General features: G+C 66.4%; 26 protein-coding genes. 4 read left to right on the forward strand and 22 right to left on the reverse strand.

The features are described 5' to 3' along the window. Positions 1-127: 127 nt before the first annotated feature. From PFLCHA0_RS03240 to PFLCHA0_RS03310, 15 genes are all read right to left on the reverse strand, one after another. Complete coding sequence (locus PFLCHA0_RS03240) at positions 128-427, reverse strand: hypothetical protein (RefSeq protein ID WP_015633974.1); 300 nt, start codon at positions 425-427, stop codon at positions 128-130. Positions 428-576: 149 nt separating this feature from the next. Continuing rightward, positions 577-1587: a FecCD family ABC transporter permease gene (locus tag PFLCHA0_RS03245; RefSeq protein WP_015633975.1), complete on the reverse strand. Its 1011-nt coding sequence runs from the start codon at positions 1585-1587 to the stop codon at positions 577-579. Then, positions 1584-2543 (reverse strand): ABC transporter substrate-binding protein, encoded by a 960-nt coding sequence (locus PFLCHA0_RS03250; RefSeq protein WP_015633976.1) that lies wholly within the window; start codon positions 2541-2543, stop codon positions 1584-1586. The genes PFLCHA0_RS03245 and PFLCHA0_RS03250 overlap by 4 nt, the downstream gene beginning before the upstream one ends. Continuing rightward, positions 2540-3328 (reverse strand): ABC transporter ATP-binding protein, encoded by a 789-nt coding sequence (locus PFLCHA0_RS03255; RefSeq protein ID WP_011059013.1) that lies wholly within the window; start codon positions 3326-3328, stop codon positions 2540-2542. Before PFLCHA0_RS03255 ends, PFLCHA0_RS03250 begins: the two co-directional genes overlap by 4 nt. A gap of 41 nt (positions 3329-3369) precedes the next feature. Beyond that, on the reverse strand, positions 3370-5499 hold the full coding sequence (locus PFLCHA0_RS03260) for a TonB-dependent receptor (protein WP_015633977.1): 2130 nt from the start codon (positions 5497-5499) through the stop codon (positions 3370-3372). A 155-nt stretch (positions 5500-5654) separates the two neighbouring features. Beyond that, positions 5655-7037, reverse strand: a complete 1383-nt coding sequence (locus tag PFLCHA0_RS03265) for a PepSY-associated TM helix domain-containing protein (RefSeq protein ID WP_015633978.1) — start codon at positions 7035-7037, stop codon at positions 5655-5657. 99 nt (positions 7038-7136) lie between these two features. Then, positions 7137-9269, reverse strand: coding sequence for a TonB-dependent copper receptor (locus PFLCHA0_RS03270; RefSeq protein WP_015633979.1), 2133 nt, complete (start codon positions 9267-9269; stop codon positions 7137-7139). A gap of 88 nt (positions 9270-9357) precedes the next feature. After that, a complete protein-coding gene (locus PFLCHA0_RS03275; RefSeq protein ID WP_041115676.1) occupies positions 9358-9768 on the reverse strand; it encodes a DUF2946 domain-containing protein in 411 nt (136 codons plus the stop codon). Positions 9769-9823: 55 nt separating this feature from the next. Beyond that, complete coding sequence (locus PFLCHA0_RS03280) at positions 9824-10318, reverse strand: copper chaperone PCu(A)C (protein WP_011059018.1); 495 nt, start codon at positions 10316-10318, stop codon at positions 9824-9826. Positions 10319-10367: 49 nt separating this feature from the next. After that, positions 10368-10766 (reverse strand): DUF2946 domain-containing protein, encoded by a 399-nt coding sequence (locus PFLCHA0_RS03285; protein WP_011059019.1) that lies wholly within the window; start codon positions 10764-10766, stop codon positions 10368-10370. Positions 10767-10866: 100 nt separating this feature from the next. Next, complete coding sequence (locus PFLCHA0_RS03290) at positions 10867-11157, reverse strand: addiction module antidote protein (protein ID WP_015633981.1); 291 nt, start codon at positions 11155-11157, stop codon at positions 10867-10869. A gap of 3 nt (positions 11158-11160) precedes the next feature. Then, positions 11161-11463: a type II toxin-antitoxin system RelE/ParE family toxin gene (locus PFLCHA0_RS03295; protein WP_015633982.1), complete on the reverse strand. Its 303-nt coding sequence runs from the start codon at positions 11461-11463 to the stop codon at positions 11161-11163. A gap of 183 nt (positions 11464-11646) precedes the next feature. Next, the gene (locus PFLCHA0_RS03300; protein WP_011059022.1) at positions 11647-12375 is read right to left on the reverse strand and encodes a cobalt-precorrin-6A reductase; all 729 of its coding nucleotides are present in this window, start codon (positions 12373-12375) and stop codon (positions 11647-11649) included. Then, entirely contained in the window at positions 12372-13469 is a 1098-nt protein-coding gene (locus PFLCHA0_RS03305) for a cobalt-precorrin-5B (C(1))-methyltransferase (protein WP_015633983.1), read from the reverse strand. The genes PFLCHA0_RS03300 and PFLCHA0_RS03305 overlap by 4 nt, the downstream gene beginning before the upstream one ends. A 93-nt stretch (positions 13470-13562) precedes the next feature. Further along, the gene (locus tag PFLCHA0_RS03310) at positions 13563-14777 is read right to left on the reverse strand and encodes a bifunctional cobalt-precorrin-7 (C(5))-methyltransferase/cobalt-precorrin-6B (C(15))-methyltransferase (RefSeq protein ID WP_011059024.1); all 1215 of its coding nucleotides are present in this window, start codon (positions 14775-14777) and stop codon (positions 13563-13565) included. Positions 14778-14915: 138 nt separating this feature from the next. Between PFLCHA0_RS03310 and cobG the strand changes: the two genes are divergently transcribed. From cobG to cobJ, 4 genes are read left to right on the forward strand one after another with little or no spacing between them, the layout of a single operon-like run. After that, positions 14916-16229: a precorrin-3B synthase gene (gene cobG, locus PFLCHA0_RS03315; protein ID WP_015633984.1), complete on the forward strand. Its 1314-nt coding sequence runs from the start codon at positions 14916-14918 to the stop codon at positions 16227-16229. Further along, positions 16222-16848: a precorrin-8X methylmutase gene (locus PFLCHA0_RS03320; protein ID WP_015633985.1), complete on the forward strand. Its 627-nt coding sequence runs from the start codon at positions 16222-16224 to the stop codon at positions 16846-16848. Before cobG ends, PFLCHA0_RS03320 begins: the two co-directional genes overlap by 8 nt. Further along, positions 16848-17579, forward strand: a complete 732-nt coding sequence (locus tag PFLCHA0_RS03325) for a precorrin-2 C(20)-methyltransferase (RefSeq protein WP_015633986.1) — start codon at positions 16848-16850, stop codon at positions 17577-17579. Before PFLCHA0_RS03320 ends, PFLCHA0_RS03325 begins: the two co-directional genes overlap by 1 nt. Then, the gene (cobJ, locus tag PFLCHA0_RS03330; protein WP_015633987.1) at positions 17579-19300 is read left to right on the forward strand and encodes a precorrin-3B C(17)-methyltransferase; all 1722 of its coding nucleotides are present in this window, start codon (positions 17579-17581) and stop codon (positions 19298-19300) included. The genes PFLCHA0_RS03325 and cobJ overlap by 1 nt, the downstream gene beginning before the upstream one ends. Here cobJ and PFLCHA0_RS03335 read toward each other — a convergent pair. From PFLCHA0_RS03335 to PFLCHA0_RS03365, 7 genes are all read right to left on the reverse strand, one after another. Continuing rightward, the gene (locus tag PFLCHA0_RS03335; protein WP_015633988.1) at positions 19297-19740 is read right to left on the reverse strand and encodes an SMI1/KNR4 family protein; all 444 of its coding nucleotides are present in this window, start codon (positions 19738-19740) and stop codon (positions 19297-19299) included. The two genes, cobJ and PFLCHA0_RS03335, sit on opposite strands and share 4 nt — an antisense overlap. Next, a complete protein-coding gene (locus PFLCHA0_RS03340; protein WP_015633989.1) occupies positions 19737-20282 on the reverse strand; it encodes a CPCC family cysteine-rich protein in 546 nt (181 codons plus the stop codon). The genes PFLCHA0_RS03335 and PFLCHA0_RS03340 overlap by 4 nt, the downstream gene beginning before the upstream one ends. Positions 20283-20309: 27 nt before the next feature. Next, the gene (locus tag PFLCHA0_RS03345; protein WP_015633990.1) at positions 20310-20762 is read right to left on the reverse strand and encodes a hypothetical protein; all 453 of its coding nucleotides are present in this window, start codon (positions 20760-20762) and stop codon (positions 20310-20312) included. A 32-nt stretch (positions 20763-20794) separates the two neighbouring features. Continuing rightward, positions 20795-21472: a hypothetical protein gene (locus tag PFLCHA0_RS03350; protein WP_015633991.1), complete on the reverse strand. Its 678-nt coding sequence runs from the start codon at positions 21470-21472 to the stop codon at positions 20795-20797. A gap of 3 nt (positions 21473-21475) precedes the next feature. Continuing rightward, positions 21476-22384: a hypothetical protein gene (locus tag PFLCHA0_RS03355; protein ID WP_015633992.1), complete on the reverse strand. Its 909-nt coding sequence runs from the start codon at positions 22382-22384 to the stop codon at positions 21476-21478. 38 nt (positions 22385-22422) lie between these two features. Then, positions 22423-23019 carry a MarC family protein gene (locus tag PFLCHA0_RS03360; RefSeq protein WP_011059033.1) on the reverse strand — a complete coding sequence of 199 codons (597 nt, stop codon included), beginning with the start codon at positions 23017-23019 and terminating at the stop codon, positions 22423-22425. A gap of 64 nt (positions 23020-23083) precedes the next feature. After that, positions 23084-25870 (reverse strand): hybrid sensor histidine kinase/response regulator, encoded by a 2787-nt coding sequence (locus tag PFLCHA0_RS03365; protein ID WP_015633993.1) that lies wholly within the window; start codon positions 25868-25870, stop codon positions 23084-23086. Positions 25871-25956 lie beyond the last annotated feature (86 nt).

Genomic DNA, 25956 nt, shown 5'->3' on the forward strand with positions numbered 1-25956 from the left:
AACGTCGCTTTAACGGCGCGGGCGGGGGAGGTGATGCCCCAAGACGAGGCTTGGGCAAGGGGCTGGTGCGTCGGGGTGCGTCATTGTGGTGCTGCCGCTTGGCGGCAGCCGTGGCCTGGGGGTGGCTTCAGTTCACGCCCGGGAAGGAATCGACATATTTGATGGTGAAGTCGGGAAAGGAGTCGACGATCTGGATCTTGTAGTCGGGAAAACTGTTGACGATTTTCCACTTGCCCGGCGCGTCGGCAAAGGAGTTGACCTGCTTCACCTTCAGGTCGGGGAAGGAGTTCACCACCTTGACCTTGTAGTCGGGGAAGCTGTTGACGATCTGGATGTTGCCGTAGATTTTCGAGACGTCGACCGAGGTGTCGGCCACGGCGCCAAGGGAGGTGCCGAGCAGCAAGGCCAGGAGCGCGGTTCTGAACATGAGACTCATCCTGAGAGATCCAAGCGCGCGATCTTAAAGCAAGGGCGACGATTGTAGGAGCTGGCTGGCCAGCGAAGAGGCCTTCGAACCTTGCACAAGGCTCACGAGCGCCTTCGCCGGCAAGCCGGCTCCTACAGAGGCGGGCACAGTCAGCGGCGGCGCATCAGGCCGATGAAGAACACCCCGCCGATGGCCGCGGTGGCCACGCCGATGGGCAGGTCCTCGGGGGCGATCAGGGTGCGCGCAGCCACATCCACCCAGACCAGGAACAGGCTACCCAGCAGTACGCACACCGGCAGCAGCCGGCGGTGTTCGGCGCCCACCAGGCGCCGGGCAATGTGCGGCACCATCAGCCCGACAAAACCGATGGAGCCGCTGATGGACACCAGCACTCCGGTCATCAGCGAGGCAATCAGGAACACCTTCAGGCGCACATTGCGCGCGTTCAGGCCCAGGGTCACGGCGGTCTGCTCGCCGGCCATCAGGGCGTTCAGCGGGCGCGCCATGCCCAGCAGCAACACCAGCCCCAGCAGCACGCTGGCGGCGGGGATCGCCAGCAGTTCCCAGCGCGCCAGGCCCAGGCCGCCGAGCATCCAGAACATCACTGCGGAGCTGGCGCGGTGGTCGCCCATGAACAGCAGCAGGTTGGCCGCGGCCATCATCACGAACGACACCGCCACCCCGCACAGCAACAGCCGGTCGCTGTCGAGGCGGCCGTTGCGGGCGGCGATCCCCAGCACCAGCGCCATGCTCAGCAGGGCGCCGACAAAGGCCGCCAGGGGCAGGGTCAAAAGCCCGATGACCTGGCCCAGGTGCAGCACCACGATCACCGCGCCGAGGGTGGCGCCGGAGGTCACCCCCAGCAGGTGCGGGTCGGCCAGCGGGTTGCGGGTCACCGCCTGCAGCACCGCGCCGATCAGTGCCAGCCCGGCACCCACCAGGGCCCCCAGGAGCATGCGCGGCACGCGGATCAGCCAGACGATGTGCTCCTGGCCCGGGCTCCAGTCCACAACGCCCAGGCCCAGGGCCTTGTGCAACAGAATGCGCCCCACCACCTCCACCGGCACCCGCGCCGGGCCAAAGCCCAGGGACACCACGCAGGACGCCAGCAGCAGGGCGCCCAGGGCCATCAACAGTGCGGCATAGCGGGGACTGGTCATTCGCCGTGGAAACCCTTGGCCAGGGTTTCCACCGCCAGCACGTTGTCGATGCCCGGCGTGGCCTGCACATAGGGGATGACGATGAAGCGCTGGTTCTTGATCGCATCGACTCCTTGCAGGGCCTTGTTGTTCAGCAGGAACTGCTGCTTCTGCTCGGCGCTGACTTCGCTGTAGTCGACGATCACGATCACCTGCGGGTTGCGCTCGACCACGGTTTCCCAGTTGACCCGGGTCCAGCTGGCGTCGACGTCATCGAGGATATTGCGCCCGCCGGCCGCGTCGATCAGGGCCTGGGGCATGCCCAGGCGGCCCGAGGTCATGGCCCGGTCTTCGCCGCTGTCATAGAGGAATACCCGCGGCTTGTCCCTGGGCAGGTCCTTCTGTACCTGGGCCACCTGCTCCTGCATCCGGGCGATCAGGGCGTTGGCGCGATCCTGCACGTCGAAGATCCGCCCGAGGTTACGCAGGTCGGTGTAGGTGTCCTCGAGGCTGGCGGCCGGGCGCTTCATCACGAAGGCGCAGGACTCGGTCAGCTCGTAGACGTTGATCCCCAGCGGCGCCAGGGTCTGGGGCGTGAGGTCGCCGCCCACGCGCATGCCGTAGTCCCAGCCGGCGAAAAAGAAGTCGACGTTGGCATTGAGCAGGGTTTCCACCGACGGGTACTTGGCCGCCAGTTCCGGCAGGCCGTCGAGCAGGGCGCTCATCTGCGGGGTCACGGCCTTCCAGCCGCTGATCCCGCTGTAGCCCACCATGCGTGGCTTGAGCCCCAGGGCGAGCATCATCTGGGTCATGTTGATGTCATGGCTGAGGGCGTGTTTCGGCGCTTGCTTGAAGGTCACTTCGCGGTTGCAGCTGGTGATGGTCAGCGGGTAATGGGTGGCCTCGGCGAAGGCCTGGGCGGCCCCCAGAGACAGGGCCAGGAGCAGGCTGGAGCGAAGCAGGGAGCGCAAGGTCATGGTTGGGTGATCCAGGTGATTCGTGGGTAGCCGGACAGGGGATGGGCGTCGATCAGCGCCTCGACGCCGAAGACGTTGCGCAGCAACTCGACGGTGAGCACCTCGCCGGGCGTGCCGCTGGCGACGATGCGCCCATGGTCGAGGACATACAGGCGGTCGCAGAAGGCTGCGGCCAGGTTCAGGTCGTGGATGCTCGCCAGGGTACCGATGCCCAGGCGCTTGACCCGCTGCAGCAACTCCAGCTGGTAGCGCGGGTCGAGGTGGTTGGTGGGCTCGTCGAGGATCAGCAACTGGGGTTGCTGGGCCAGGGCGCGGGCCAGGATCACCCGCTGTTTCTCACCGCCGGACAGGGTGGCGAAGGCGTGATCCTCGAAGCCCAGCAGGCCCACCGATTCCAGGGCCTCGCGGGCGATGCGCCGGTCGTCCTGGGTGTCGCCGTCGAACAGGCCCTTGTGCGGGGTGCGGCCCATGGCGACCACCTCCTGCACGGTCAGGCCGAAGGCGTCGGGAAACTCCTGGAGGACCACGGCGATGCGTTGCGCGCACCAGCGCGGCGACTGCTTCCACACATTCTGATGCTCAAGCTGCACCTCGCCCTGCTGCGGCTTGCTGAAGCGATAGGCGCAGCGCAACAGGCTGGTCTTGCCGCTGCCGTTGGGCCCGATCAGGCCGACGAACTCGCCGGCCGCCACCTGCAGGCTGGCCTCACGCAGTTGGAACTGGTGGTGGCAGTGGCCCTGGCCCAAGGGTGTCCAGGCCAGGTTGGTGAGGTTCAGCGAGGTCATGCCGTATCCGTGTGGTCCCCGCGCGGTGGCCGCAGGTGAGGTTAAAAGGTGTAGTCAGCGGTGACGAAGAACGAGCGCGGCTCGCCGAGTATCCATTGCTGGCCGTCATTGTATTGGCTTTGCGCGTACTGGCGGTCAAACAGGTTGTTCAATTGCAGGCCCAGGGTGGTGCTGGGCAGGGCTTTCCACGACAGCGCGGCATCCACCACGGTGTAGCTGGGCAACTGATTCCGGTTGGCCATGTCGGCGTAGCGTGCGTCTACGTAGCGCACTCCGGCGCCGGCCCGCAGGTCATCGTCGAGGGCCTTGCTCAGCCACAGGTTGGCGGTGCGCCGGGGCACGTCCACCGGGCGCTTGCCGTCGCGGGAGACCTGCACACCGTCGACGTCCTGCTGGAAGTCGTCGTACCGGGCGCGAACGATGGCGGCGTTGGCCTGCAGTTGCCAGGCGCGGGGCAGTTGCAGGTCCAGGCTGGCTTCCAGGCCGTTGGAGGATTGCTGGCCCACCTGCTGTTTCAGGTCCGGGTCGCCCGGGACATCGGTCAGCAGCTTCTTCTTGACGATGTGGTAGGCCGCCAGGGTCCATTCGCCGCGCTGGTCCCAGAACATCTGCTTGAGGCCGATCTCGGTCTGCCTGGCGCTGGAGAGGTCGAATTGCTGCTGGCTCTTGCTCAGGGAAATCAGCCCGCCGACACCGTCGGTGCTGGTGGAGTACTGGCCATAGAGGGAGGTGTCCGGGGTCACCGCAAACACCAGCCCGGCCTTCCAGTTGTTACCGGTCAGGGTCTTGTCGCTTCGGCTGTCGTCCTTCAAGTCATCGCGATCAATATGCACGTAGTCGCGGCGCACACCGCTCACCAGGGACCAGCGCTCGCTGAGCTGCAGGCGGTTTTCGGCGAACACCGACATCTGCCTGGTGGTGGTCTTGAACTGGTCGCGGTAGGGGCTGTCGCTGGCGAAGTCGTCCGGGGCCGGATGGTACAGGTCCACCGGCTGACCGTTGCTGAAGCTGTCGATGAAGGGCGAGTTGCTCTTCATGTGGAAGCGGATGCGGTTGTAGTCGACCCCGGTCAGGGTCTGGCTGTCGAGGCCCAGCAGCGAGTGCTTGAAGGTGAAGGTCTGGCGGTCGCCGACCTGTTCCTGCTGGTGACCGATGCCGAAGTTGCCGCTGCGGGTCAGTTGCCGGCCCAGGCTGTTGAAGTTGTAGCTCTCGGCGTTCTGCCAGCGGCGCTGGGCCTTGAGGTAGTACAGCTCGTTGCTGGCGCTGAGGTTGTCGGAAATCTGCCATTGGCTGGTCAGGCGGGTCCACTGGTCGTTGTAGTGCTGCTTGTCGTTGCCGACGTTGTAGTTCTTGTCCCGCAGGCTCTTGTGTAAACGCCCGTCGATCAGCGGCGTGCCGAAGTAGTTCATCGGGTTCTGGTCGCCGTAGTCGTGGGCCAGGGTGAAGGCCAGGTCGTCACGGGCCTGCCAGCGCAGGGCAGCGCTGACGAAGTCGCCGGAGGAATCGCCCCGGTCGATCCAGCCGTTGCTGCGTTCGCGGTTGAGGTTGAGCCGGTAGCTCAGGGTGTCGCTCAGGGAGCCGCCGCTGTCCAGGGCCTGCTGCTGGCGATCGAAGGAGCCGTAGCCCAGGCGCAGGTGGTTTTCGATTTCGCCGCTGAACGGCTTTTTCGCAACGGTGTTGATCACCGCACCGGTGGCGCCTTCGCCGTACAGCACCGAGGCCGGGCCGCGCAGCACGTCGACCCGCTCCACCGCCCAGGTGTCCACCGGGAAGGTCACGGTGCCCATGCCGGTGTACATGCGGTTGCCGTCATACAGTTGCATCACCGAGCTCTGCCCGGTAAAGCCCCGTGCCGACAGCGAGGTGCCGCCGTCGCCCGGGGTGCCGGTGCGGCTGATGCCGGCGCTGCGCGATACCGCGTCCTGGATGCTCCGATCGCCCCGGGCGCGGATTCGATCGCCGCTCAGGCTGTCGGTGCTGGCCGGGGTTTCCAGGGCGCTCAGGCCCAGGCGCGAACCGGCGCTGGTGGGGGTGGCCAGGCTGATGCTGTCGTCGGCTTCGCTGGCGGCGGCGGAGATGGTGCCGGTGGGCAGGGTCAGGGCGGAGTCGTCGGCCTGGGCCGGGGAAGTCAGGGCCATCAGGCAGAGGCTGGGCAGCAGGTACTTGTTCATCGGGACGGTGAATCACTTCTTCCAGAGGGTTGCCCGCAGCGGATGAGGCTGCGGGCGGGGATCTTACACCAGGCGTTATAAAGTAACATTATAACTGTGCGCGACTGAAGCGCGCGGAGTGTACAGAGCCCTCTGGAACGCGCATCTCGGCTGATTCATGTTGAAGATGAGGCTGATTCAGGATCACGGTTCCAGCGCGATAGCAGCAGGCGGTCCAGCAGCCAGACCACGACCAGCGAAGCCCCCACCAGCGGGAAGGCCAGGGCCAGCAGGCCGATGACCAGCATTGCGGTCTTCCAGCGTGGCAGGTCGTGGCGCAGTGGGGGCACGCCGAGCCGGCCCTGGGGCCGTCGTTGCCACCACATGATGAGACCACTCACGGCGCCGAGCAGGATCATCAGGCACACCACCAGCACCAGGATCTGGTTGAAGCGCCCGAACATCTTGCCTTCGTGCAGCATCACTCCCAGCTCGGTGGCCCGGGCCACGTTGCTGTAGTCCTTCCAGCGCACATCGGCGAGCACCTGGCCGCTGTACTGGTCGACATGCACGGTGGCGTCGTGGCGCGGGTCGTCGGCGAATACGGCGATGGTGAATACCCCTGTCGCCGTGCTCGGCAGGGTGATGCTGTAGCCCGCTTCGACCTGGCGCTGACGGGCGATGTCCTGCACAGCCTGCAGGCTGATGGCGGGGGCGGCCGGAGCGGTATTGCCGGCGTTGTGGGCCATGTGCTCGGCGTGGTCGCCGGACATCGGCATGGGGGTGTTTTCCAGGGCCCAGGGCACGGTCTGGCGGCTGGCGCTGTTGAGCTCTCCGGCCTGCTGGTCGGAGGTCGGCACGTCGTTCCACATGGCCGCCGGAAAGCGGTTCCACAGGTCGGCGTACTGCTTGCCCCAGAAGCCGGTCCAGGTCATGCCGCTGAGCAGCATCAGCAGCAGGAAGGCCGAGCCCCAGAAACCCAGCACACCGTGCAGGTCACGCCAGAACAGGCGGCCGCGGGCATTCCAGCGTGGCCAGAGTAGCCCGGCCGAAGACTTGCCCCGCGGCCACCACAGGTACAGGCCCGAGACCACCAGGACAATGCCCCAGCTCGCGGCCAGTTCCACCAGCCGGTCACCCGGGGTGCCGATCATCAGCTCGCCATGAATGGCCCGGGCCATGGCCTGCAGGTTGCCCTTGGCATCCTGCTCGCCGAGCACGTCGCCGTGGTAGGGGTCGATGAATACATTGAGTTCCTGGCCTTTGTGCTGCACCACGAACTGCGCGCTGCGCTCGGCATCCACAGGGGGCAGGTACTGCTTGATATGGCCCTGGGGGTAGGCGGCCTGAACCCGTTGCAACAGCTCATCGGCGCTGAGGCTGTGGTGGGCGGCAGGCACCTTGAGCAGGCTGGGGTACATCAGCGGGTCCAGCTGCGGTTTGAACAGGTAGACGATGCCGGTCAGGGCCAGCATCACCATGAAGGGGGCGACGAACAGCCCGGCGTAGAAATGCCAGCGCCAGGCCAGGTTGTAGAAAGACACTTTGGGTCGGTTCATCGGGGAAGGCTCCGCAGGGCTGTGGATCTTTTCTTATGGGGGCTGTTCGCCGGCAAGCCGGCTCCTGCGACAAGGAGACGGCGTGCCGGCGAAGGGGCATCAGAAACTCAGGTCAACCTTGGTCCAGAGCGTGCGCCCCGGTTCCTTGATGGCTTGCGGGTCCGTCGCCGGGTAGCCGAAGCCGGCATTGCCCGCCAGGTTCAGGTGCTCGGCGTAGGCCTTGCCGAACAGGTTGTCGACCCCGGTGCTGAGCTTGAGGTTCTTGGTCACCCGGTAGGCGCCGTTGAGGGAGAACACGCCGAAGCCGCCGCTCTTGCCGAAGTCCTTGCCGACCACGTTGCCCTTGTTCAGGTCCACCCGGTTCTGCGCGGCGACCACGCGCCACAAGGCCCCGGCGCTCCAGTCGTCCTCGCTGTAGGTCAGGCCCAGGCGCGCGTCCAGCGGCGGCATCTGTGGCAGGGCCTTGCCGTCGCTGCTGTTCTTGCCCCAGGCGTAGGCCAGGGTCGCGTCGGCTTTCCAGTTGGAGGTCAGCTTGTAGGCCGCGCCCAGTTCGCCGCCCATGATCCGGGCGTCGATGTTCTCGGCCCGAGAGGTGCTCATGCCCATCATTTTCGAGTTGTAGTCGAAGAGGATGTAGTCGCGCACCTGGCCGATGTAGCCCGAGGCCCAGGCTTCCAGGTCTTCACCCTGGTATTGCAGGCCGAAGTCGAGCTGGGTGGTCTTTTCCGGCTTGATCGAATCGAAGGCGTTCACCGAGCCGGCCGGGCCCATTTTCGGCGAGAACAGCTCCCAGTAGTCGGGGAAGCGCTGGGTGTGGCCAAGGCCGACGTAGAGCGTGGTCGGGCTGTCGGCCAGGTCATGCTCGTAGCGCACGAAGCCGCTGGGCAGGGTATCGGCCCGGGTGTCGCCGGCGGTGGGGTTGGAGCGGGTCATCATTCCCGAGCCGATGCTTTGTCGGTAGTCCTTGGCCGAGGCGCGGTCCAGGCGCGCGCCGGTGATCATGCGGTCACGCTCGGCGGCGTACCAGGTCAGCTCGCCGAAGGCCCCGTAGTTGTGGAAGTCGGCGTCCTTGGTGCGAGGCAGCTCCTTGTAGGTGTCGACGCCGCTGCTGGCGCGGTTGCGGTGTTCGTTGGTCTGGGCGTCCAGGCCGCCGATCAACTGCAGGTCGGCCCAGCGCCAGGTGGCCTTGATCCGCGCCCCGAGGGTGCGACGGTCGACGTTGGAGGCCATGGGGCCGGCCATCATTCCGGTGCCGGATGGGGTGCGCAGGCTGTAGTTGTCCATCACGTGGTCGGCGTAGTTGTAGTAGACCTGGGCCTCGACCTTGTCCAGCACCTCGCCAAGGTTGGACTTCTCGAAACGCAGGCCCAGGCTTTCGCGCTTGAATTGCGAGCCGTCCATGCCGCGCCCGGCGTAGCGGGCTTCGCCATCGCCCTTGCCGGCGGTGAGTTCCAGCAGGGTGTCGGCGTCCGGGGTCCAGCCCAGGGCCACGTCACCGTTCCACTTGTCATAGCGCGAGGCCACGGTGTCATTGTTGCCGTCGCGGTAGTCGTCGGCGTGGGCGGTGTTGCCGATCACCCGCACATAACCCAGGGGGCCACCGGCAGCGGCATCCAGGGTCTTGTCGAAGCGCCCGTTGGAGCCGGCCAGCAGGCTGGCATTGACCCGGGTGCCGAGTTCGCCGAAATGTTCCGGTTCGCGCTCGAAAAGCACCGTGCCGGCCGAGGCGCCCGGGCCCCAGAGCACGGTCTGCGGGCCCTTGATCACGGTCAGCCGGTCGTAGGTTTCCGGAGAGATATAAGAGGTCGGCGCGTCCATGCGGCCCGGGCAGGCGCCGAGCATCATGCCGCCGTTGGTGAGGATGTTCAGCCGCGAGCCGAACATGCCTCGCAGCACCGGGTCGCCGTTGGTGCCGCCGTTGCGTACCAGCGCAAAGCCGGGAATGGTCTTGAGGTAGTCGCCGCCGTCACTGGCCGGCACCGGCTGGCGCGGGTCCTTGGGGTTGGTGACCACGGTCAGGGGCGAGCTGGGGGCGATGGCGGTGATCACCGTCGGGCTCAGTTCGGTGCTGTGCCGGGAGTGGTCCGTTGCGGCATCGTCGGCCAGCGCCAGGGGCGTCAGCAGAGCGCCGCAGAGGACCGCGAGGGCGCGGTTGAAGTGCTGGCGCGCAGGGTTCAGGGCGAAGGTCTTGAGTGGCTGGGCAACGCCCAGGCGAGAGTCGGCAGAAAACATAGATGTTCCATCGTTCGGTCTTGAATGACACGGCCGCAGGTACGCGTCTGTCGCGCTGACAGCCGGCCGTGTGAGATGAGCTGAAGACTCAGGCGAAGAACGGTGGGGCGCGGGTCAGGGCGCCGGGGAACACGGTCTGCCGGGCGTGGCCCAGGCGCGTGGCGGGGATCAGGAAATACGGTGTGGGCGGCGTGAACAGAGCGGCGAACGACAGCGCCGAAGGCAATGCAGGGCAATTGAACAGCAGGCTGCAATAGCCGCATTTTTCCCAGAGCACATGCTCTTCGCCCTGGGATCTGCCCTTCTGTGCGTGGTGCGGGCTTTCACCGTGGCAGCCGGGCGCAGCGTCGCCCATGTCCATGGAAACGGACATGTTCATCGGCATCGCGTGATCCATCGGCATCGACTGGGAAATCAGCGGGCCGATAAAGATCATCAGCATGGCGAACAGGCTGATCCAGCTGCCGCGGCGGACTCCAGACGAGTCGCGGCGCGGCACGGACCGCCTGCGGCCAGGCGCGTGCGGGGCGTTCACGGAGAGGGCCGGTCAGTGCTTACTGGGCGTGCATATGCCCTTGCATGGCGTCCGGCGCCTGCTTCTGCACCGCCACTTCGACCGTGACGTCACCGGCTTTTTCAAAGTGCAGGGTCAGCGGAAAACGCTTGCCGTCGGTGAGCAGGCTGCGGTCCTTGAGCTCCAGCAACATCACGTGGTAGCCCATGGGGGCGAAGGTCGCCTCGCCACCTGCGGGCACCGCTACCTTGGCCACTTGTTGCATCTTCATCATGTCGCCTTGCTTGACGTGCTCGTGCAACTCGGCCTTGCCGGCGATCGGCGAGTCGACGCTGAGCAGGGTGTCGGCGTTCTTGCCCGGGTTGTGCACCACGAAGTACGCGGCCACGGTGGGCGCGTTCGGCGGCAGTTCCTGAGACCAGGGATGGGCGATCTGCAGGTCACCGGCCTTGTAGTCGTGGGCGGTGGCGAAACAGGCAGGCAGCAGCAGTGCGGCCAGCAGCAGGGATTGCTTGACCAGGGATGGTTTGGACATGTGAGTTCTCCAGAACGATTCAAAGACGCAGATCACTTGCGAAAGGGAATCATGCCAGAGGCGGGGCACCGGGGTTCAGGCTGGGCCATTGCTGGCGCAGGGTGAGCCGTTCTACCTGCGGTTGCGGTGCGCCCGGCTGGACTGCGAAGCGGGTGAAAGACAGCTGGGGAACGTGCCCGGGCAAGGCCACCAGCGGCGGCGAGCCGGAGCAGCACCAGCAGTGCTGCATGGTGGAATGGTCGTCGTTCTGCGGCGCTTGCTGATCGAGCTTGCCCAGGGAAATGGCCACCAGCTTGGTGCCGGTGGAGGAGCAGAAGCTGCCCCACAGCAGTTGCTCGTCCAGCCCCGAATCGCTGCGCTGCATGGCCCCGGAAAGCGGCATGGCAAGCATGTTGAACAGCACTGCGAAGCAGGCGATCCAGGCAAATGCGAGCCGTTGTCGGGACATGGTGGGCGATCCGTCGGTTGAGCGATCAGGCGGGTATTTAGCCTGATCGCTGTGGATAAGTAAAAAAACACCGTGTGCGGTGTGGTGTCGCAGGAGCGGTTCAGGCGTTGCTGACGTTGATCTTCAACCCCAGGGCCTTCATCACCTTGATGATAGTCGCGAACTCCGGGTTGCCCTGGCTGCCGAGGGCCTTGTACAGGCTTTCGCGGCCCAGGCCGGTGTCACGGGCGACCTGGGTCATGCCGCGGGCACGGGCGATGTCGTTGAGTGCGGCGCGGATCAGCACGCCGTCGCCGGTGTCTTCCTCGAAGCAGGCGTTGAGGTAGGCGACCATGTCTTCAGGGGTCTTGAGGTACTCCGCCGCGTCGAAGCGGGTCACTGGGGTGCGCATGTTTCAGCCCTCGCTCTTGAGGTCGCAGGCCAGTTGCCTGGCCCGTTGGATATCGCGTTTCTGGGTGGCCTTGTCGCCGCCGATCAACAGCAGGTAGATCACTTTGCCGCGGCGCGAGAAGTACACCCGGTAACCCGGACCGCGGTGGATGCGCATCTCGTGGACGCCTTCGCCCACAGGTTCGCAGTCGCCAAAACGGCCCAGCTGTGCGGCGCGGATCCTGGCCAGTACACGGGTTTTCCCTTGCGGGTCCTTCAGGTTCAGCAGCCAGCGGCTGAACTCAGGAGTCTGCTCGAAAACGAACATGGCGAATGTATTCCTTGGGATACGTCGCGGCAACCCATTTGCCCGCGAAAAACCCAGTGAAGCGACAGGCGGTCCTGCCCGGCGCCGGCGTCACTGAGGCTGTTCAAGGAAGGCTAAAGCAAGGAGTTGGCGCGCGCTGCCAGGGGTTTCCCATGTTGCTGTGGGGCGCGATGGTTTTGTCTGTCAGGCTTTATCCGGCAAGCCCAGGGCCAGCAGCAACTGGGCCGTGCTGCTGAAATTGCGATCCGTTTCGGGCAGGTCCGGACGCTTGAGTACCAGCACCGGCAGCCCGCGCTCGCGGGCCACTTCCAGCTTGGGTTCGGTGGCGCTGCTGCCACTGTTCTTGCTGATCAGCACGTCGATCTGCCGGCGGGCGAACAACTGCCGCTCGTCTTCGATCAGGAACGGCCCGCGGGCACCTATGACTTCGCAGTGCTCGTTGCCCGGGCAGGCCTCCAGGGCGCGCAGGGTCCAGAATTGCCCGGGGGGAATTTCATCCAGGTGCTGCAGGGGCTCGCGGCCCAGGGTGAACAGTGGCCGCTTGAAGGGGCGCAGGGCCTCCACCAGTTGCGCCCAGCCGTCGATCTCGCGCCAGTCGTCACCCGGTTGAGGCTGCCAGGCCGGGCGCCGCAAGGCCCAGCAGGGCACGCCAGCGCTCTTCGCGGCGGCCACGGCATTGGCGCTGATCTGTGCTGCGTAGGGGTGGGTGGCATCCAGCAGCAGGCCGATCCGCTGCTCGCGGATAAAGCGCGCCAGGCCCTCGGCGCCGCCGTAGCCGCCGACCCGTACCTGGCACCGCAGGTCACCGGGCACCCGGCCGACCCCGGCCAGGCTGTAGATATGTTCCGGGCCCAGGGTGCGGGCGATGGCCAGGGCCTCGGTGACCCCGCCCAGCAGCAGGATACGGGTCATTGGAAACCTCCGGCGTGGCCGACGATGCCGCCCTGGCGGTCGATGGCAAAGACCTCTACCTGGACCTGGGGCGGCACCACGCTGCGGGCGAAATCCAGGGCGTGCCGGCATACCGCATCGCCCAGCGCGATTCCGGCGGCGCTGGCCATGGCCAGTGCCTGCTGGCTAGTATTGGCTTGGCGGATCGCCTGTTGCAGGGCCGGGTCGGCCCCCGCATCGGCGGCCCATTGCGCCAGTTGCGACAGGTCGATACTGGAGTGGCGGCTGTGCAAGTCCATGTGCCCGGCGGCCAGCTTGCTGATCTTGCCGAAGCCGCCGCACAGGCTGAGTTTATCCACCGGTACTTTGCGCAAGTGCTTGAGCACCGCGCCGACGAAGTCGCCCATTTCGATCAGGGCGATTTCCGGCAGCTCGTAGACCCGGCGCATGGTGTCCTCGCTGGCGTTGCCGGTGCAGGCGGCGATGTGCAGGTAGCCATTGGTTTTGGCCACGTCGATGCCTTGATGGATCGAAGCGATGTAGGCCGCGCAGGAGAAGGGCCGGACGATGCCGCTGGTGCCCAGGATCGACAGCCCGCCAAGAATCCCCAGGCGCGGGTTCATGGTTTTCAGGGCCAGTTCCGCTCCGCCCTCGACGTTCACCGTGACCTCGAAACCGCCGGGGTAGGCCCGTTCTTCGGCGAGCCGTTGCAGGTGCTCGCCGATCATCCGGCGCGGTACGGGATTGATCGCCGGCTCGCCCACCGCCAGCACCAGGCCGGGGCGGGTCACGGTGCCGACGCCCTGACCGGCGACGAAGCGAATGCCCGGTTCAGGGGTCAGGCGCACCCGGGAGTACAGCAGGGCGCCGTGGGTCACGTCCGGATCGTCGCCGGCGTCCTTGATAGTGCCGGCTTCGGCGCCGTCGGCGGTGTGGCGGCAGAATTCCAGGCGCATCTGCACCTGCTTGCCCTTGGGCAGGATGATCTGCACCGCGTCGGCATTGCTGCCCTCGAGCAGCAGGCGCGCGGCGGCCAGGCTGGTGGCGGTGGCGCAACTGCCGGTGGTCAGGCCGCTGCGCAGGGGCGCGGGCTGTTCCGCTGTTTCTTCACGCATGTCCCAGCCCTCGAAGGGGCGAGCTTGCTCGCCAAGGGCGTACTTCGGTCTCTTGGGCGGACGTATTCGCGAGCAAGCCCGCACCTGCAAGGTTCATGGCAGGTCCCGGGGCTTGTGCAGGTCCAGCAGGGTGATCGGCAGGGCCTGGCGCCAGGTGTCGAACTCTCCCAGTGGCTGGGCCTGGGCGATGTGAATGCGGGTCAGCTCGCCGCCGTGGCGTTCTCGCCAGTCCATCAGGGTCATTTCGCTTTGCAGGGTCACGGCATTGGCCACCAGGCGCCCGCCGGGCTTGAGTTGTTCCCAGCAGGCCTGCAGCACGCCTTCGCGGGTCACGCCGCCACCGATGAAGATCGCATCCGGGCGTTCCAGCCCGGCCAGTGCCTGGGGCGCGCGGCCGCGTATCAGTTGCAGCCCGGGCACGCCGAGTACCTCGCGGTTGTGTTCGATCAATTGCTGGCGGCCGTCGTCGGCCTCGATGGCCAGGGCGCGGCAGCTGGGGTGGGTACGCATCCACTCGATGCCGATGGAGCCGCTGCCGGCACCCACGTCCCAGAGCAGCTCGCCGGGCACCGGTGCCAGGCGCGCCAGGGTCATGGCCCGCACGTCGCGCTTGGTCAACTGGCCGTCGTGGCGAAAGGCCGAGTCCGGCAGGCCGGCGAGCCGCGACAGGCGCGGGGTGCTGGCTTCGGCCAGGCATTCGATGGCCAGCAGGTTGAGGTCGGCGATTGCCGGGTCGGCCCAGTCATTGGCGGTGCCGTCGATGCGCCGCTCCAGGGGGCCGCCCAGGTGTTCCAGCACGCTGATCCGGCTCGGGCCGAAACCGCGCTCGCGCAGCAGGCCGGCGATGGCGGCCGGGCTGTGGCCGTCATTGCTCAGCACCAGCAGGCGTACCCCGCCGGACAGTTGGGCGCTGAGTGCGCTGATCGGCCGCGCGACCACAGAGAGCGTGATCACCTCCTGCAAAGGCCAGCCCAGGCGCGCAGCCGCCAGGGAATAGGACGAAGGAAAAGACAGTACCTGGATTTCCTCTGCGGGCAGCTGCCGCGCCAGGCTGGCGCCGACGCCGAACAGCATGGGGTCACCGCTGGCCAGGACGCAGACTGCAGCACCACGCTGGCTCAGCACCGGCTCCAGGGAAAACGGGCTGGGCCACAGCTGGCGCTGGCCACGGATGCAGGGTGGCAGCAGGTCCAGCTGGCGTTGGGCGCCGACGATCTTTGATGCGCCCAGCAGGGCGTGCCGGGCATTTCTGCCAAGGCCCTTGAAGCCGTCTTCACCGATTCCCACTACTGTCAGCCAGGGCGACATCTCTATTCCTCGAACGCAAAACCTGTTGTTCCGACAGGCAGGCTTTTCATGCCTTCGGACAAAGCAGGCATAATACCGCGCCTTCGCTGACGAAGCGCTTTTCCCACACGGCCGGTCACCCCCTTGAACGAACGCTCGATGTCCACTGCCATCCGCCCCTCGGCCTGCCCGGGGTTGCTGCGCATCGTCCCGGCGCTGGACGGTGGCATCTGCCGGATCAAGCTGGCTGGCGGCGTCATCAGCGCGGAGCAGGCCGTGGCAGTGGCCGAGGCGGCGCAGGCTTACGCCGGTGGCGTGATCGAGGCCACCAACCGCGCCAACCTGCAGATTCGCGGCATCGGCCCGGAGCATCAGGCACTGATCGCCGCACTGCTGGCTGCCGGGCTTGGGCCGACTACTGCCGCCGGTGACGATGTGCGCAACCTGATGCTCAGCCCCTGCGCCGGGATCGATCGGCAGTGCTTGATGGATACCCGGCCCCTGGCCGCACAGATTCTCGACACCTTGCAGGGCCATCCGCGCTTTCACCAACTGTCGGCCAAGTTCGCCGTACAGCTCGACGGTGGCGAAGCCCTGGCCATGCTCGAACATCACCATGACCTGTGGCTGTCGGCCCTTGAACGCGACGGCCAGGGGCTGCTGGCGTTCGGCCTGGCTGGCTGCCCGGTGGATGAACCCCTGGCGGCGGTGGCGCAGGACCAGGGTCACGAGCTGCTGGTGGCCGTGCTGGAGCTGTTTCTCGACCTGGCGCGGCCGGAACAGACGCGCATGCGTCACCTGCTGATGGACATGTCGCGGGAGGATTTCCTCGCTCAACTGGAGCCCCGCCTGAGCCGGCCGCTGTTGAATATCGGTGGCTGGCGGCGCCAGGCCAGTGACGCCGGGCTGCACATCGGTACTTATCCACAGGCTGCGCCCGGGCAGGTCTATGTTGGCGCGGGCACGCCCCTGGGGCGGCTCGATCCGGCCATGCTCAAGGGCGCGGCGCAATTGGCCCGACAGTACGGCGACGCCAGCCTGCGCCTGACCCCCTGGCAGAGCCTGCTGCTGCCCTCGATCGCCGCGGCGGATGCGCCGGCGGCCACTGCAGCCCTGGAACAACTGGGCCTGCTGTGCAGCCCGCAACAGGCCTTGGCTCACTTGATTGCCTGCACCGGTTCCAGTGGTTGCGGCAAGGCCCTGGCCGACACCAAAAGCGACGCCCTGCAACTGGCAGGACTGCTCCAGCGCCATGGCCGCCAACTGGATGTGCACCTGTCCGCCTGCCCGCGTTCCTGCGCCGCCGCTCATGTGGCGCCGGCCACCCTGCTGGCGGTGGCCCCAGGGCGCTATGACTTGTATTTGCGCGATGCAGCGCAGCCGGGTTTCGGCACGCTGCACGCACGCAACCTTTCTATTGACGCGGCAGAGGCATTGCTCGATGCCCGCCCACGGAGCAACCTTGATGCTTGATTACATCCGCGACGGTCAGGAGATCTATCGCAACTCCTTCGCGATCATTCGCGAAGAAGCCCGGCTGGAGCGCATTCCCGCCGACCTGGAGAAACTCGCCGTGCGGGTGATCCATGCCTGCGGCATGGTCGAGGCCGTCGACGGCCTGCAGTTTTCCGAGGGCGCCGGCAAGGCCGGGCGCGATGCCCTGGCGGCCGGTGCACCGATTCTCTGCGATGCGCGCATGGTTTCCGAGGGTATTACCCGGGCCCGCTTGCCGGCCAACAACCAGGTGATCTGCACCCTGCGCGACGACAGCGTGCCAGCGCTGGCCCGGGAGCTGGGCAACACCCGTTCCGCTGCGGCCCTGGAGCTGTGGCGCCCGCACCTGGAAGGCAGCGTGGTGGTGATCGGCAACGCGCCCACCGCTTTGTTCTACCTGCTGGAAATGCTCGATGCGGACGCGCCGAAACCGGCGCTGATCCTCGGCTTCCCGGTGGGCTTCGTCGGTGCCGCCGAATCCAAGGCGATGCTCGCCGCCGACAGCCGCGGGGTGCCCTTCGTGATCATGCAGGGCCGCCTGGGCGGCAGCGCCATGGCGGCGGCTGCGGTCAATGCCCTGGCCACGGAGGTCGAGTGATGCAGCAGCCCGGACGTTTGATCGGCCTTGGCGTGGGCCCCGGTGACCCGGAACTGATTACTGTGAAGGCCCTGCGCCTGCTGCGCGAATCACCGGTGGTGGCCTACTTCGTGGCCAAGGGCAAGAAGGGCAATGCCTTCGGCATCATCGAAGGGCATCTGCAACAGGCCCAGACCCTGTTGCCCCTGGTGTACCCGGTCACCACCGAGGTGCTGCCGGCGCCGCTGTCCTACGAACAAGTGATCAGCGACTTCTACGACAGCGCCAGCGAGGAGCTGGCGCAGCACCTGGACGCCGGCCGCGACGTGGCTGTGATCTGCGAAGGCGACCCGTTCTTCTACGGCTCCTACATGTACCTGCACGACCGGTTGGCCGAGCGTTACCAGGCCGAAGTGGTGCCGGGGGTGTGCTCGATGCTGGGCGGCGCTTCGGTGCTGGGCGCGCCCCTGGTGTATCGCAACCAGAGCCTGTCGGTGCTTTCCGGGGTGCTGCCCCATGAGGAACTCAAGCGTCGCCTGGCGGACGCCGATGCGGCGGTGGTGATGAAGCTGGGGCGCAACTTCCCCAAGGTGCGCCAGGTCCTGGAAGAACTGGGGCTGGCGCGGCGTGCGCTGTACGTCGAGCGCGCCACCATGGCCAACCAGAAGATCGTGCCGCTGGATGACGTGGAGCCGATGTCCTCGCCGTACTTCTCGCTGATCATCGTTCCCGGCGAAAGGTGGCAAGGCTGATGGCCCGTTCAACTCCGGCCATCGTCATCCTTGGCCAAGGCAGCCTCGACACCGCACGGCAGATCCAGCGGCTGTATCCCGGCTCGTTGATCCACGGTCTGGCGGAACGGGTCGAAGGCGCCGACCGGGCCTACCACGAATTCGGCGCGACCCTGCGCCAGCTCTATCAGCAGGACACGCCCATCATCGCCCTGTGTGCGGCCGGCATCGTGATCCGCACCCTGGCGCCGCTGCTGCTGGAAAAGGGCGCCGAGCCGCCGGTGCTGGCGGTGGCCGAAGACGGCAGCGCCGTGGTGCCGCTGCTGGGCGGCCTGGGCGGCGTCAACGTCATGGCCCGGGAAATCGCTGCGGGCCTTGGAGTGGCCGCGGCTATTACCACTAGCGGTGAACTGCGCTTCGGCACCTGCCTGCTCAACCCGCCCAGTGGCTATGCCCTGGGTGACCTGGAGCTGGGCAAGCGGTTCGTCTCCGACCTGCTGGGTGGCGAAAGCGTGCGCATCGAAGGCGCAGCACCCTGGCTGGCCGCAGCGAAGCTGCCCGAGGACGACCAGGCCCGCCTGACCATCCGGGTCGGTTCCGCCGAGCGCGAGCCCGTGGCCAATGAGCTGCTGATCTACCCCCGCAGCGTGCTGGTTGCCTGCCGTGGGCAGCGGCTTGCCGGCGAAGCTGATAGCGACCTGGCCACCCACATCCGCCAGGCTCTGCATCAGGCGCGCATCGCGGTGCAGTCGGTGGCGTGCCTGCTGGCCGCTGACCGCGACATGGCCGACCGTGCCCTGCACCAGGCAGCAGCGCAACTGGGCGTACCGCTGCGCTTCCTGCCGGCCGCCGACAGTGTCGCCGAACTGGCGCAACAGGCCGTGCCGCAATTGCTGCCGCCGCTGAAGGTGGGCGAGGACATCGCCATTGCTGTGGCCAGCCAGCCCCTGGACCCGGAGCAGATTGGCCGCCCCCGTGGGCGCCTTGCCGTGATCGGCCTCGGCCCTGGCGCCGCCGAGCTGATGGTGCCGGCGGTGAAAGCCGAACTGGCCCGGGCCAACGACATTCTCGGTTATGAAACCTACGTGCGCATGGCCGGTCCGTTTCGCGCCGACCAGGTGATGCACTGCACCGATAACCGCGAAGAGATGCAGCGCGCCCGTCACGCCTTCGAGCTGGCGGCCCAGGGCCGTTCGGTGGTGGTGGTGTCGTCCGGCGATCCGGGAGTATTCGCCATGGCCGCGGCGGTGCTCGAAGCCCTGCACGAATCCAGAGACCCGGCCTGGCACAGCGTCGATCTGGAGATCCTCCCGGGCGTCTCCGCCTCCCTGGCCACCGCAGCCCAGGCCGGTGCCCCCCTGGGCCATGATTTCTGTGTGCTGTCGCTGTCGGACAACCTCAAGCCCTGGGACATCATCGAGAAGCGCCTGGACCTCGCCTCCCAGGCGGATCTGGCCCTGGCCTTCTACAACCCGATTTCCCGCTCGCGGCCCTGGCAACTGGGCCGGGCCCTGGAGATCGTGCGCCAGCACCGTACGCCGCAAACCCCGGTGGTATTGGGGCGCGACATTGGCCGCCCGGGTCAGACCCTGCGGGTCATCACCCTGGGCGAGCTGACCCCGGAGCAGGTGGACATGCGCACCATGGTGTTGGTGGGCTCCTCCACCACCTGCGTCTTCCCCCGGGCCGGGGGCGGCGACTGGGTGTACACCCCGCGCTGGTACGGCAATAAACCCCTCTAGGAGTCGCTGGGTTCGGCGGTCAGCAGCCAGGTGATGAATTCGAAGAAGCCGGCCCATCTGGCGGGGATGCGGCCGGCGACGAAAGCTTCCCAGTCGCCCAGGTCGAAATCCCAGACGCCGCCGCTGTCCTTGTCCAGCAAGTAGCCGCCTTCGCCTTGTAATGAGGTGAAGGCCACAAAGTTCTCTGGCAGCTCCCACACCTCATGGATGAACTCGGTGCCCATGCGAACTTCCTCGCCGGGCCCGGCAATGTCGAGGAGCACTTCGTCGCTGACGCGGCTGCTGAAATCGGCGGGGTGGCAGGCCAGGTAGATCTGTGCGAACTCGCTGTCCGGGGCAATGCCCAGGGCTTCCAGCGCCAGGGTGACCTCGGCGCTTTCAGGAAGCGGGCGGTAGCGGGGCTGGGCTTCGATCAGGGCAATCAGTGGCGCTGGAATCATGCCGGGTACTCGGTGGCGCGTGGCCATTTGTCCAGCGGCAGATGGTTCATGTCGCGGGTGAATTGTTTCCGGGCCTGGCCCAGGGTTTTATGGTTCGGCCCGCTCGGCACATCCAGCGCTTCGCTGCCGTCGTCTTCCCAGTGGCACAGGTCGCAGATCTCGTATTCGCCTCGTGCGCCCAGGGTCAGGTAGCCGCAGCAGGGGCAGGCCTCCAGGCACTCGATGTTCGCGCTGACGGTGTAGTCACCCAGCCCGGCTTCACGCAGGCAGCGCCTCAGGTACAGGTGGGTCACGCCGCGATATTCGGCGCGCAGGGCGATCAGCAGCAGCGCGTCGTAGCGTGGGTCTTGCACCTCTTGCGGGGGCTCCGGTTGGGTCAGGATCTGTTGTTGCAGGCTGGGTGCAAGTGCCGCGAATTCAAGGTTGTCTCTGTCTATTCCCCACCAGTTCAGGAGGTGGGAGAAGCGCGCGGCGGCGTCGAGGCCGGGCAACCTGTGGCGGCTCAGAAGGTCGATGGCTGCGTTGGCGGTGAGTTTTTCCATGGGGGGTCGGCTTTTCGAGGGGGCGGTTCAGGGCCAGGTCAGGGTCAATTGGTCAGGGCGCTGAATGGGTATTCGTACCCTGACCCCGGAGGTCGATTCGCCATGGAGGTACTGGTCCTGGATCTCTACCCGGTTGAAGGGGTTGGTGTCGCGCAGGGCAACCAGCCAGATCAGTGCATCCGAGCCTTTTTCCTGCAAGGCCAGGAAGCCATCGCCGCCGTAGCCTGCCGTCTCCCCACCCCGGGCATAGAACGACTGTGGACCGTCGGTGCACAAGCCCAGGGTGGTGACGAAGTCAGGCTCATCCTGTTGGGGATAGTCCAGGGCCGGCATCCAGACGTTGTTGATCAGCCGGGGATGTTCATAGGGCAGGTCGAACAGGCAGTAGAACCCGCTGCCGAGGACCAGGGTGTTTTCCCGGGGGAAACACCCGCCCAGCCATTGTTCCTGAATGAAAGCGGCATCGGCGCTGTAGGGCATTGGGTGGTTCCTGCTCCTGCTGGAAGGGGGGGCTACAGGTTCGAGACCTGGCGAAAACCGGAGTTGTAGGCGCATTGCCCGGCGTACTCGGGGCGTGCATCACAGGCCTTGAGGCAACCCTGGACGCCCTTGGGAAAGCGCGCCTCCACCGACATAGCGAAACCGTAGGTCGGCGTGGTCACCGCAAAGCTGCTGTTGCAGGCCACTTGCGTGCTGTAGGTGAAGGTCATGGCCTCGCGCCGGTCGTTGTGGGCGAAGGCCACCTCGAAGCTGTCGAGGCTGTTCCAGCCCGACAGCGGCAGCACTACAAAACGGTAGCGGGTGCTGTCCAGGCGTTGGCCGATGACCCGCAGATTCTTGCTCGATGAGTCGGCCTTGGGCGAAGGGTAGGGCAGGGCCAGCAGCGCCCGCGGGTCACCCACCACGCCCAGTTCGAAGCCGATACCTTTTTGGTAGAAGGGTATCTCCAGGGCCGGTGCGCCCTCGATCTTCACGTACTGGCTGGATGCATAGGGGCCGCGGGTTTCAGGCTTGTAGTCCGGCGCTTTGGCGAAGCTGACTTCAAGCTCCAGCACCGCGTCTGAGGCCTTGGCGTGCTCGGTGCGTATATCGCTGGGTTGCTCGCTGCCATGGCTGGCGCAACCGGCCAGCACCATGGCCGTAGTCAGTTGCAGCAGCTGTCGGGCGGGCCATGGACGTAGAACGGTCATCACTCAATGCTCCTTCTTCAGCGGGCTGGAGTTCAGGCCCAGCCCCTTGAGCTGCCAGCTTCCCTGCACCTGCTGCCAGCTGAACTGGCGGCCGACCCAGTCCACCTGCAAGGCGTGATGCAGGCGGCTCTGGTCAATGCGCCGGCCTTCGTCCAGGGCCTTTCGCGCGCGGTCGCCGGCTTGGTTGAACAGGGGCCAGAGCTGGCTCAGGTTCAGCTCTTTGCTGATCGGCAACTGGGCATACACGCCCTGCTCCGCCGAACTGAGCAGCAGCCCTTCCTTGCCGAGGAACGCAGCACTGCTGTTGTCCGGCGACACCGACACCAGCATGGCGTAGTGGGAGAACCCCCAGCCGGGCAGCCGCTCGTCGAACCACAGCACTTGCCCGGTGGAGGGCACCAGGGCCCGCGCGCCCTCGGGAAACAGCAGCAGGTCGCTGCGTCCGGGTTGCGGCTGGCCCCAGTCGGGTTCGCTCTTGCTCTTGACCGGGCTGAGGATGCGGGCCAGGGGCGTGTCGTTCTGCACGGCGATCAGCACCGTGCCGACGCCCATCCATTCGATGGTGGTGGCCAGCAGTACCGGTTGCCCGCCCCGGGTCGCCCCGGTGGGTTTTACATCGGTGATCTGCCAGGCGTTCAGCGGCCGATAGAGCTGGCCCTTGTAGGTGATTTCCCGGGGGCTGCTGCCGTCCCGACGGTGGTACACCTTGAAGTCGCCAAAGCGCTCAATGGATTCACTGGTCTTGTTCAGCAAGGCCTCGAGCTTGGCCTGGGGCGATTCGCCAGCCAGTGCCGGGAGGGGCATGAGCAGGAGCCCGGCCAGCAGGCAGGCCAGGCCGCGCCCGATCTGCGCAAGGCACAGGGCGCGCGCGGCGGCGGGGCCCGTGCCAGTGGGTCGTTGAAGAGTCTGCATTCCGTTGCCTGTCGCTGGATGGGAGGGTGGCCGGGGCCCTAAGGGACCAGGTAGCCCCTGACCCCGGTGAAGATGATCTGCGCTGCCAGGGCGCAGACGAACAGCCCCATCAACCGGCTGACGATCTGCAAGCCCTGGTCGCCGAGGATGCGTTCGATGCGGTTGGACAGGTACAGCACCACCCCCACGGTGAGGCTGGCCAGGGCGATGCTGAGGATGGCGGTGAGCTTGTCGTCCCAGTGCGGCTGGCTGACGCCCATCACCAGCAGGGCGCCGATGGTGCCCGGGCCCACGGTCAGGGGAATGGTCAGCGGGACTATGGTCACGTCCTGCTGCACGTTGTCGGTCTGCACCGCCGATTTGCCCTGGGCCATGCCCAGGGCTGAGATGAACAGCACACTGCCGGCGCCGATGCGGAAGGCGTCCACGGTGATGCCGAACACGCCGAAGATCACCCGGCCGAACAGGTACAGCAGGATGCTGGAGACCAGGGTCGCCAGGGCCACTTTCCAGGCCAGGCGCCGGCGCTCCTTGAGCGAATAGCCGCGGGTCAGGCTGATGAAGCACGAGAGCACGAAGAAGGGGCTGTAGAGCACCAGCATCTTCAGGTAAACGCTGAACAGCACGTGGAGCATGGTGGGAGCTCACGACTAAAGGAGGGCGAGCGAGAGTTTAACAGGCGCCGCAGAGCCTGTCGGCTCAACTGGTGTGCGCGGTGCTGCGCTCGCGCAGGTCGCGCTGGGTCACCCAGTGTTCCACCAGTTCCCGCAGTTGCGAGAGCTCCACGGGCTTGGCCATGTGCCCATCCATGCCGGCCTGGCGCGCGCGCTCCTTGTGCTCGGCGAGGATGTGCGCGGTGAGCGCCACCACCGGGGTACGCACCCGCTGGTTGCCGACTTCCCAGGCGCGCAGTTGCTGGGTGGCGGAGAAGCCGTCGAGCACCGGCATTTCGCAGTCCATCAGTACCAGGTCGTAGCGGTTGGCTTTCATTGCCTGCAAGGCTTCCTCGCCGTTGCTGGCGGTATCGGGCTGCAGGTTGAGCTTGCCGAGCATGCCGCGGATGACCTTGGTGGAAATACTGTTGTCCTCGGCCACCAGGATGCGGAAGTCGCTGGGCACGGTGACTGGCGCCGGGGCCGGGGCAGCGTGCGCCGGCTGGTTGTAGGGGGCGGCGGGGGCCTTGTCGCGCTGATTGAGTTCGTCCGCCAGGGTGGTCTTGAGGGTGTAGCCGGCCACTGGCTTGGCGAGGATGCGCTTGATCCCGGCATTGCGTGCAATCACCTTGCTCGGCGCATTGCTGATGCCGGTGAGCATGATCAGCAGGATGTCGTGGTTCAGGCTCGGGTCTTCCTTGATCTTCGCCGCCAGTTGCATGCCGGTCATGCCGGGCATGTTCTGGTCCAGCAATACCACGTCGAAGTAGTCCCGCAGGTGCGCCTTGGTGCGTAGCAGGGCCAGGGCTTCCTTGCCCGATGGCACGGCGCTGACGTTCAGGCCCCAGGCACTGCACTGCTGTACCAGCACCTTGCGGCAGGTGTCGTTGTCGTCCACCACCAGTACCCGCGCGCCCTGCAGGGGGCCGTCGAGGTCGGCGGTCGGGTGTTCCAGGCGCTCGGCATCCAGGGGCAGGGTCAGCCACAGGGTGCTGCCCTGGTTGGTGCCGCTCTTGATGCCGAACTCGCCATGCATCAGCAGGATCAGTTGACGGGCGATCACCAGCCCCAGGTTGCCCCCCAGGCGGGTGGTGGCGAGGAAGTTCTTGCTGTGCAGCTCGGTGTGCAGCAGGGCTTCGCGCTCTTCGGCCTCCATCGGCTGGCCGCTGTCCTGCACGGCGATGCGCAGGCGCGGTTTGCTGCTGCGCTCGTCGAGGGCGACGACGATCAGCACTTCGCCTTCATCGGTCTTCTTCAGGGCATTTTCCAACAGGCTCAGCAGGGCCTGGCGCAGGCGTGTCGGGTCACCGCTGATGACCCGTGGCACCTGGGGCTGGATGAAACTGATCAGCTCGACGTTCTGCTGTTCGGCCTTGGCCCGGAAGATGCTCAGGCAGTCTTCGATCAGGGCGTTGAGGTCGAACTGCACATCGTCCAGTTCGATCTGCCCGGACTCCAGCTTGGAGATGTCGAGGATCTCGTTGATCAGGGTCAGCAGCTCGTTGCCGGCACTGTGGATGGTCTGCACGTAATCGCGCTGCTTGACCGACAGCGGGGTGCCCAGCAGCAGCTCGGTCATGCCCAGCACGCCATTCATCGGGGTGCGGATCTCGTGGCTGATCTTGGCCAGGAACTCGGCCTTGGCATTGACCTCGGCGGTGCTGGCGGCCAGGTCGCGGCTGACGCTGAAGCGGTTCTCGGTGATGTTGCGCTGGCGCTCGCCCAGGGCAATGCTCATCAGCAGCCCGGCGATGCACACCACGCTCAAGAGGGTGACGATCAGGCCTTGCGGGGCCACCAGGGTCAGCCCCAGCAGGGCCGGCAGGATCACCAGGGTGCCGAGGTTGAAGATCACCATGGCGGCGACGAACAGGCGCGCCGGGCGATAGCCCTTGTGCCAGTGATAGCCACCGACGAACAGCATGCTCAGGCCGGCCAGGGCCACCAGGCCGTAGGTGATGATGTTCAGCGGCAGGGTATCGACGAACAGCAGCAACAGGCCGAACAGGCTGATCAGCAGGATGTTGCCCAGCAGCAGGCGGTTCAGTGGATGGGCGCCCAGGGGGGCGAAAAAGCGGTAGGCGAACATCATCCCGCAGGGCGCGGTCAGCAGCAGGGCGATATAGGCCCCCGGCGTCTGCAGGGCTTCCCAGGCCGGGAGCCAGGGCCCGAACAGGTTCAGCAGCATCAGCAGGCTGAGGGTCAGCAGCCCTTCGCAGGCTGCCAGCCACAGGCTGCTGCGCGAACGGGTGTAGGCGAAGCGGGTGAGGTTGTGCAGGATCAGCATCGCCAGGCAGCCGAAGAGCAGGCCGTAGATCAGCGTCTGGCTCTGGTCGGCCGCGCCCATCACCGCCGATTGCAGGGTGATGAAGGGGCGCAGCTCGTGTTCGGACACCAGGCGTACATAGACGTCCAGTGGCTTGGCGCTTTGCGGCAGCGGCAGCATGAAGTCGCTGCTGGGCAGGGGCTTTTGCGCCTGCGACGGGCCGGAGCCGGTGTTCACTTGCTCGATCAGCTTGTCGCCTTCGAGCACGTAGAGGTTCAGGTGGGACAGGTCGGGGGCGAAGATCCGCAGGATCTGCTCATGGGTTCCCGGTTGCAGCTTGAAGCGTAGCCACAGGGCGCCATCGGGCTCGGCGGCGGTGAGCTTGTCCAGCTCGATCGGGCTGAACTGGTTGGTGTAGCGTGGGGAGCGGATGTCACTGAGCTGCAGGTCGGCCTGTTCGTCGAGCAAAACCGCCCAGCCACTGCCTTGAGCGGCCAGGGCCGGGTTCAAGCAGAGCAGGGTCAGCAAGGTGACGGTGAAGCCTAGGGCAATCCTGAGCCAGCGCACGGCGAAATCCCTTCGTTGGTTGATGCCTGATTATAACTATGCGCGGCGTAATGACCGCACGGCAAGGGCGTGTGCCCTTGCCGGGG

The organism is Pseudomonas protegens CHA0, from assembly GCF_000397205.1.
GTDB classification, from domain to species: domain Bacteria; phylum Pseudomonadota; class Gammaproteobacteria; order Pseudomonadales; family Pseudomonadaceae; genus Aquipseudomonas; species Aquipseudomonas protegens.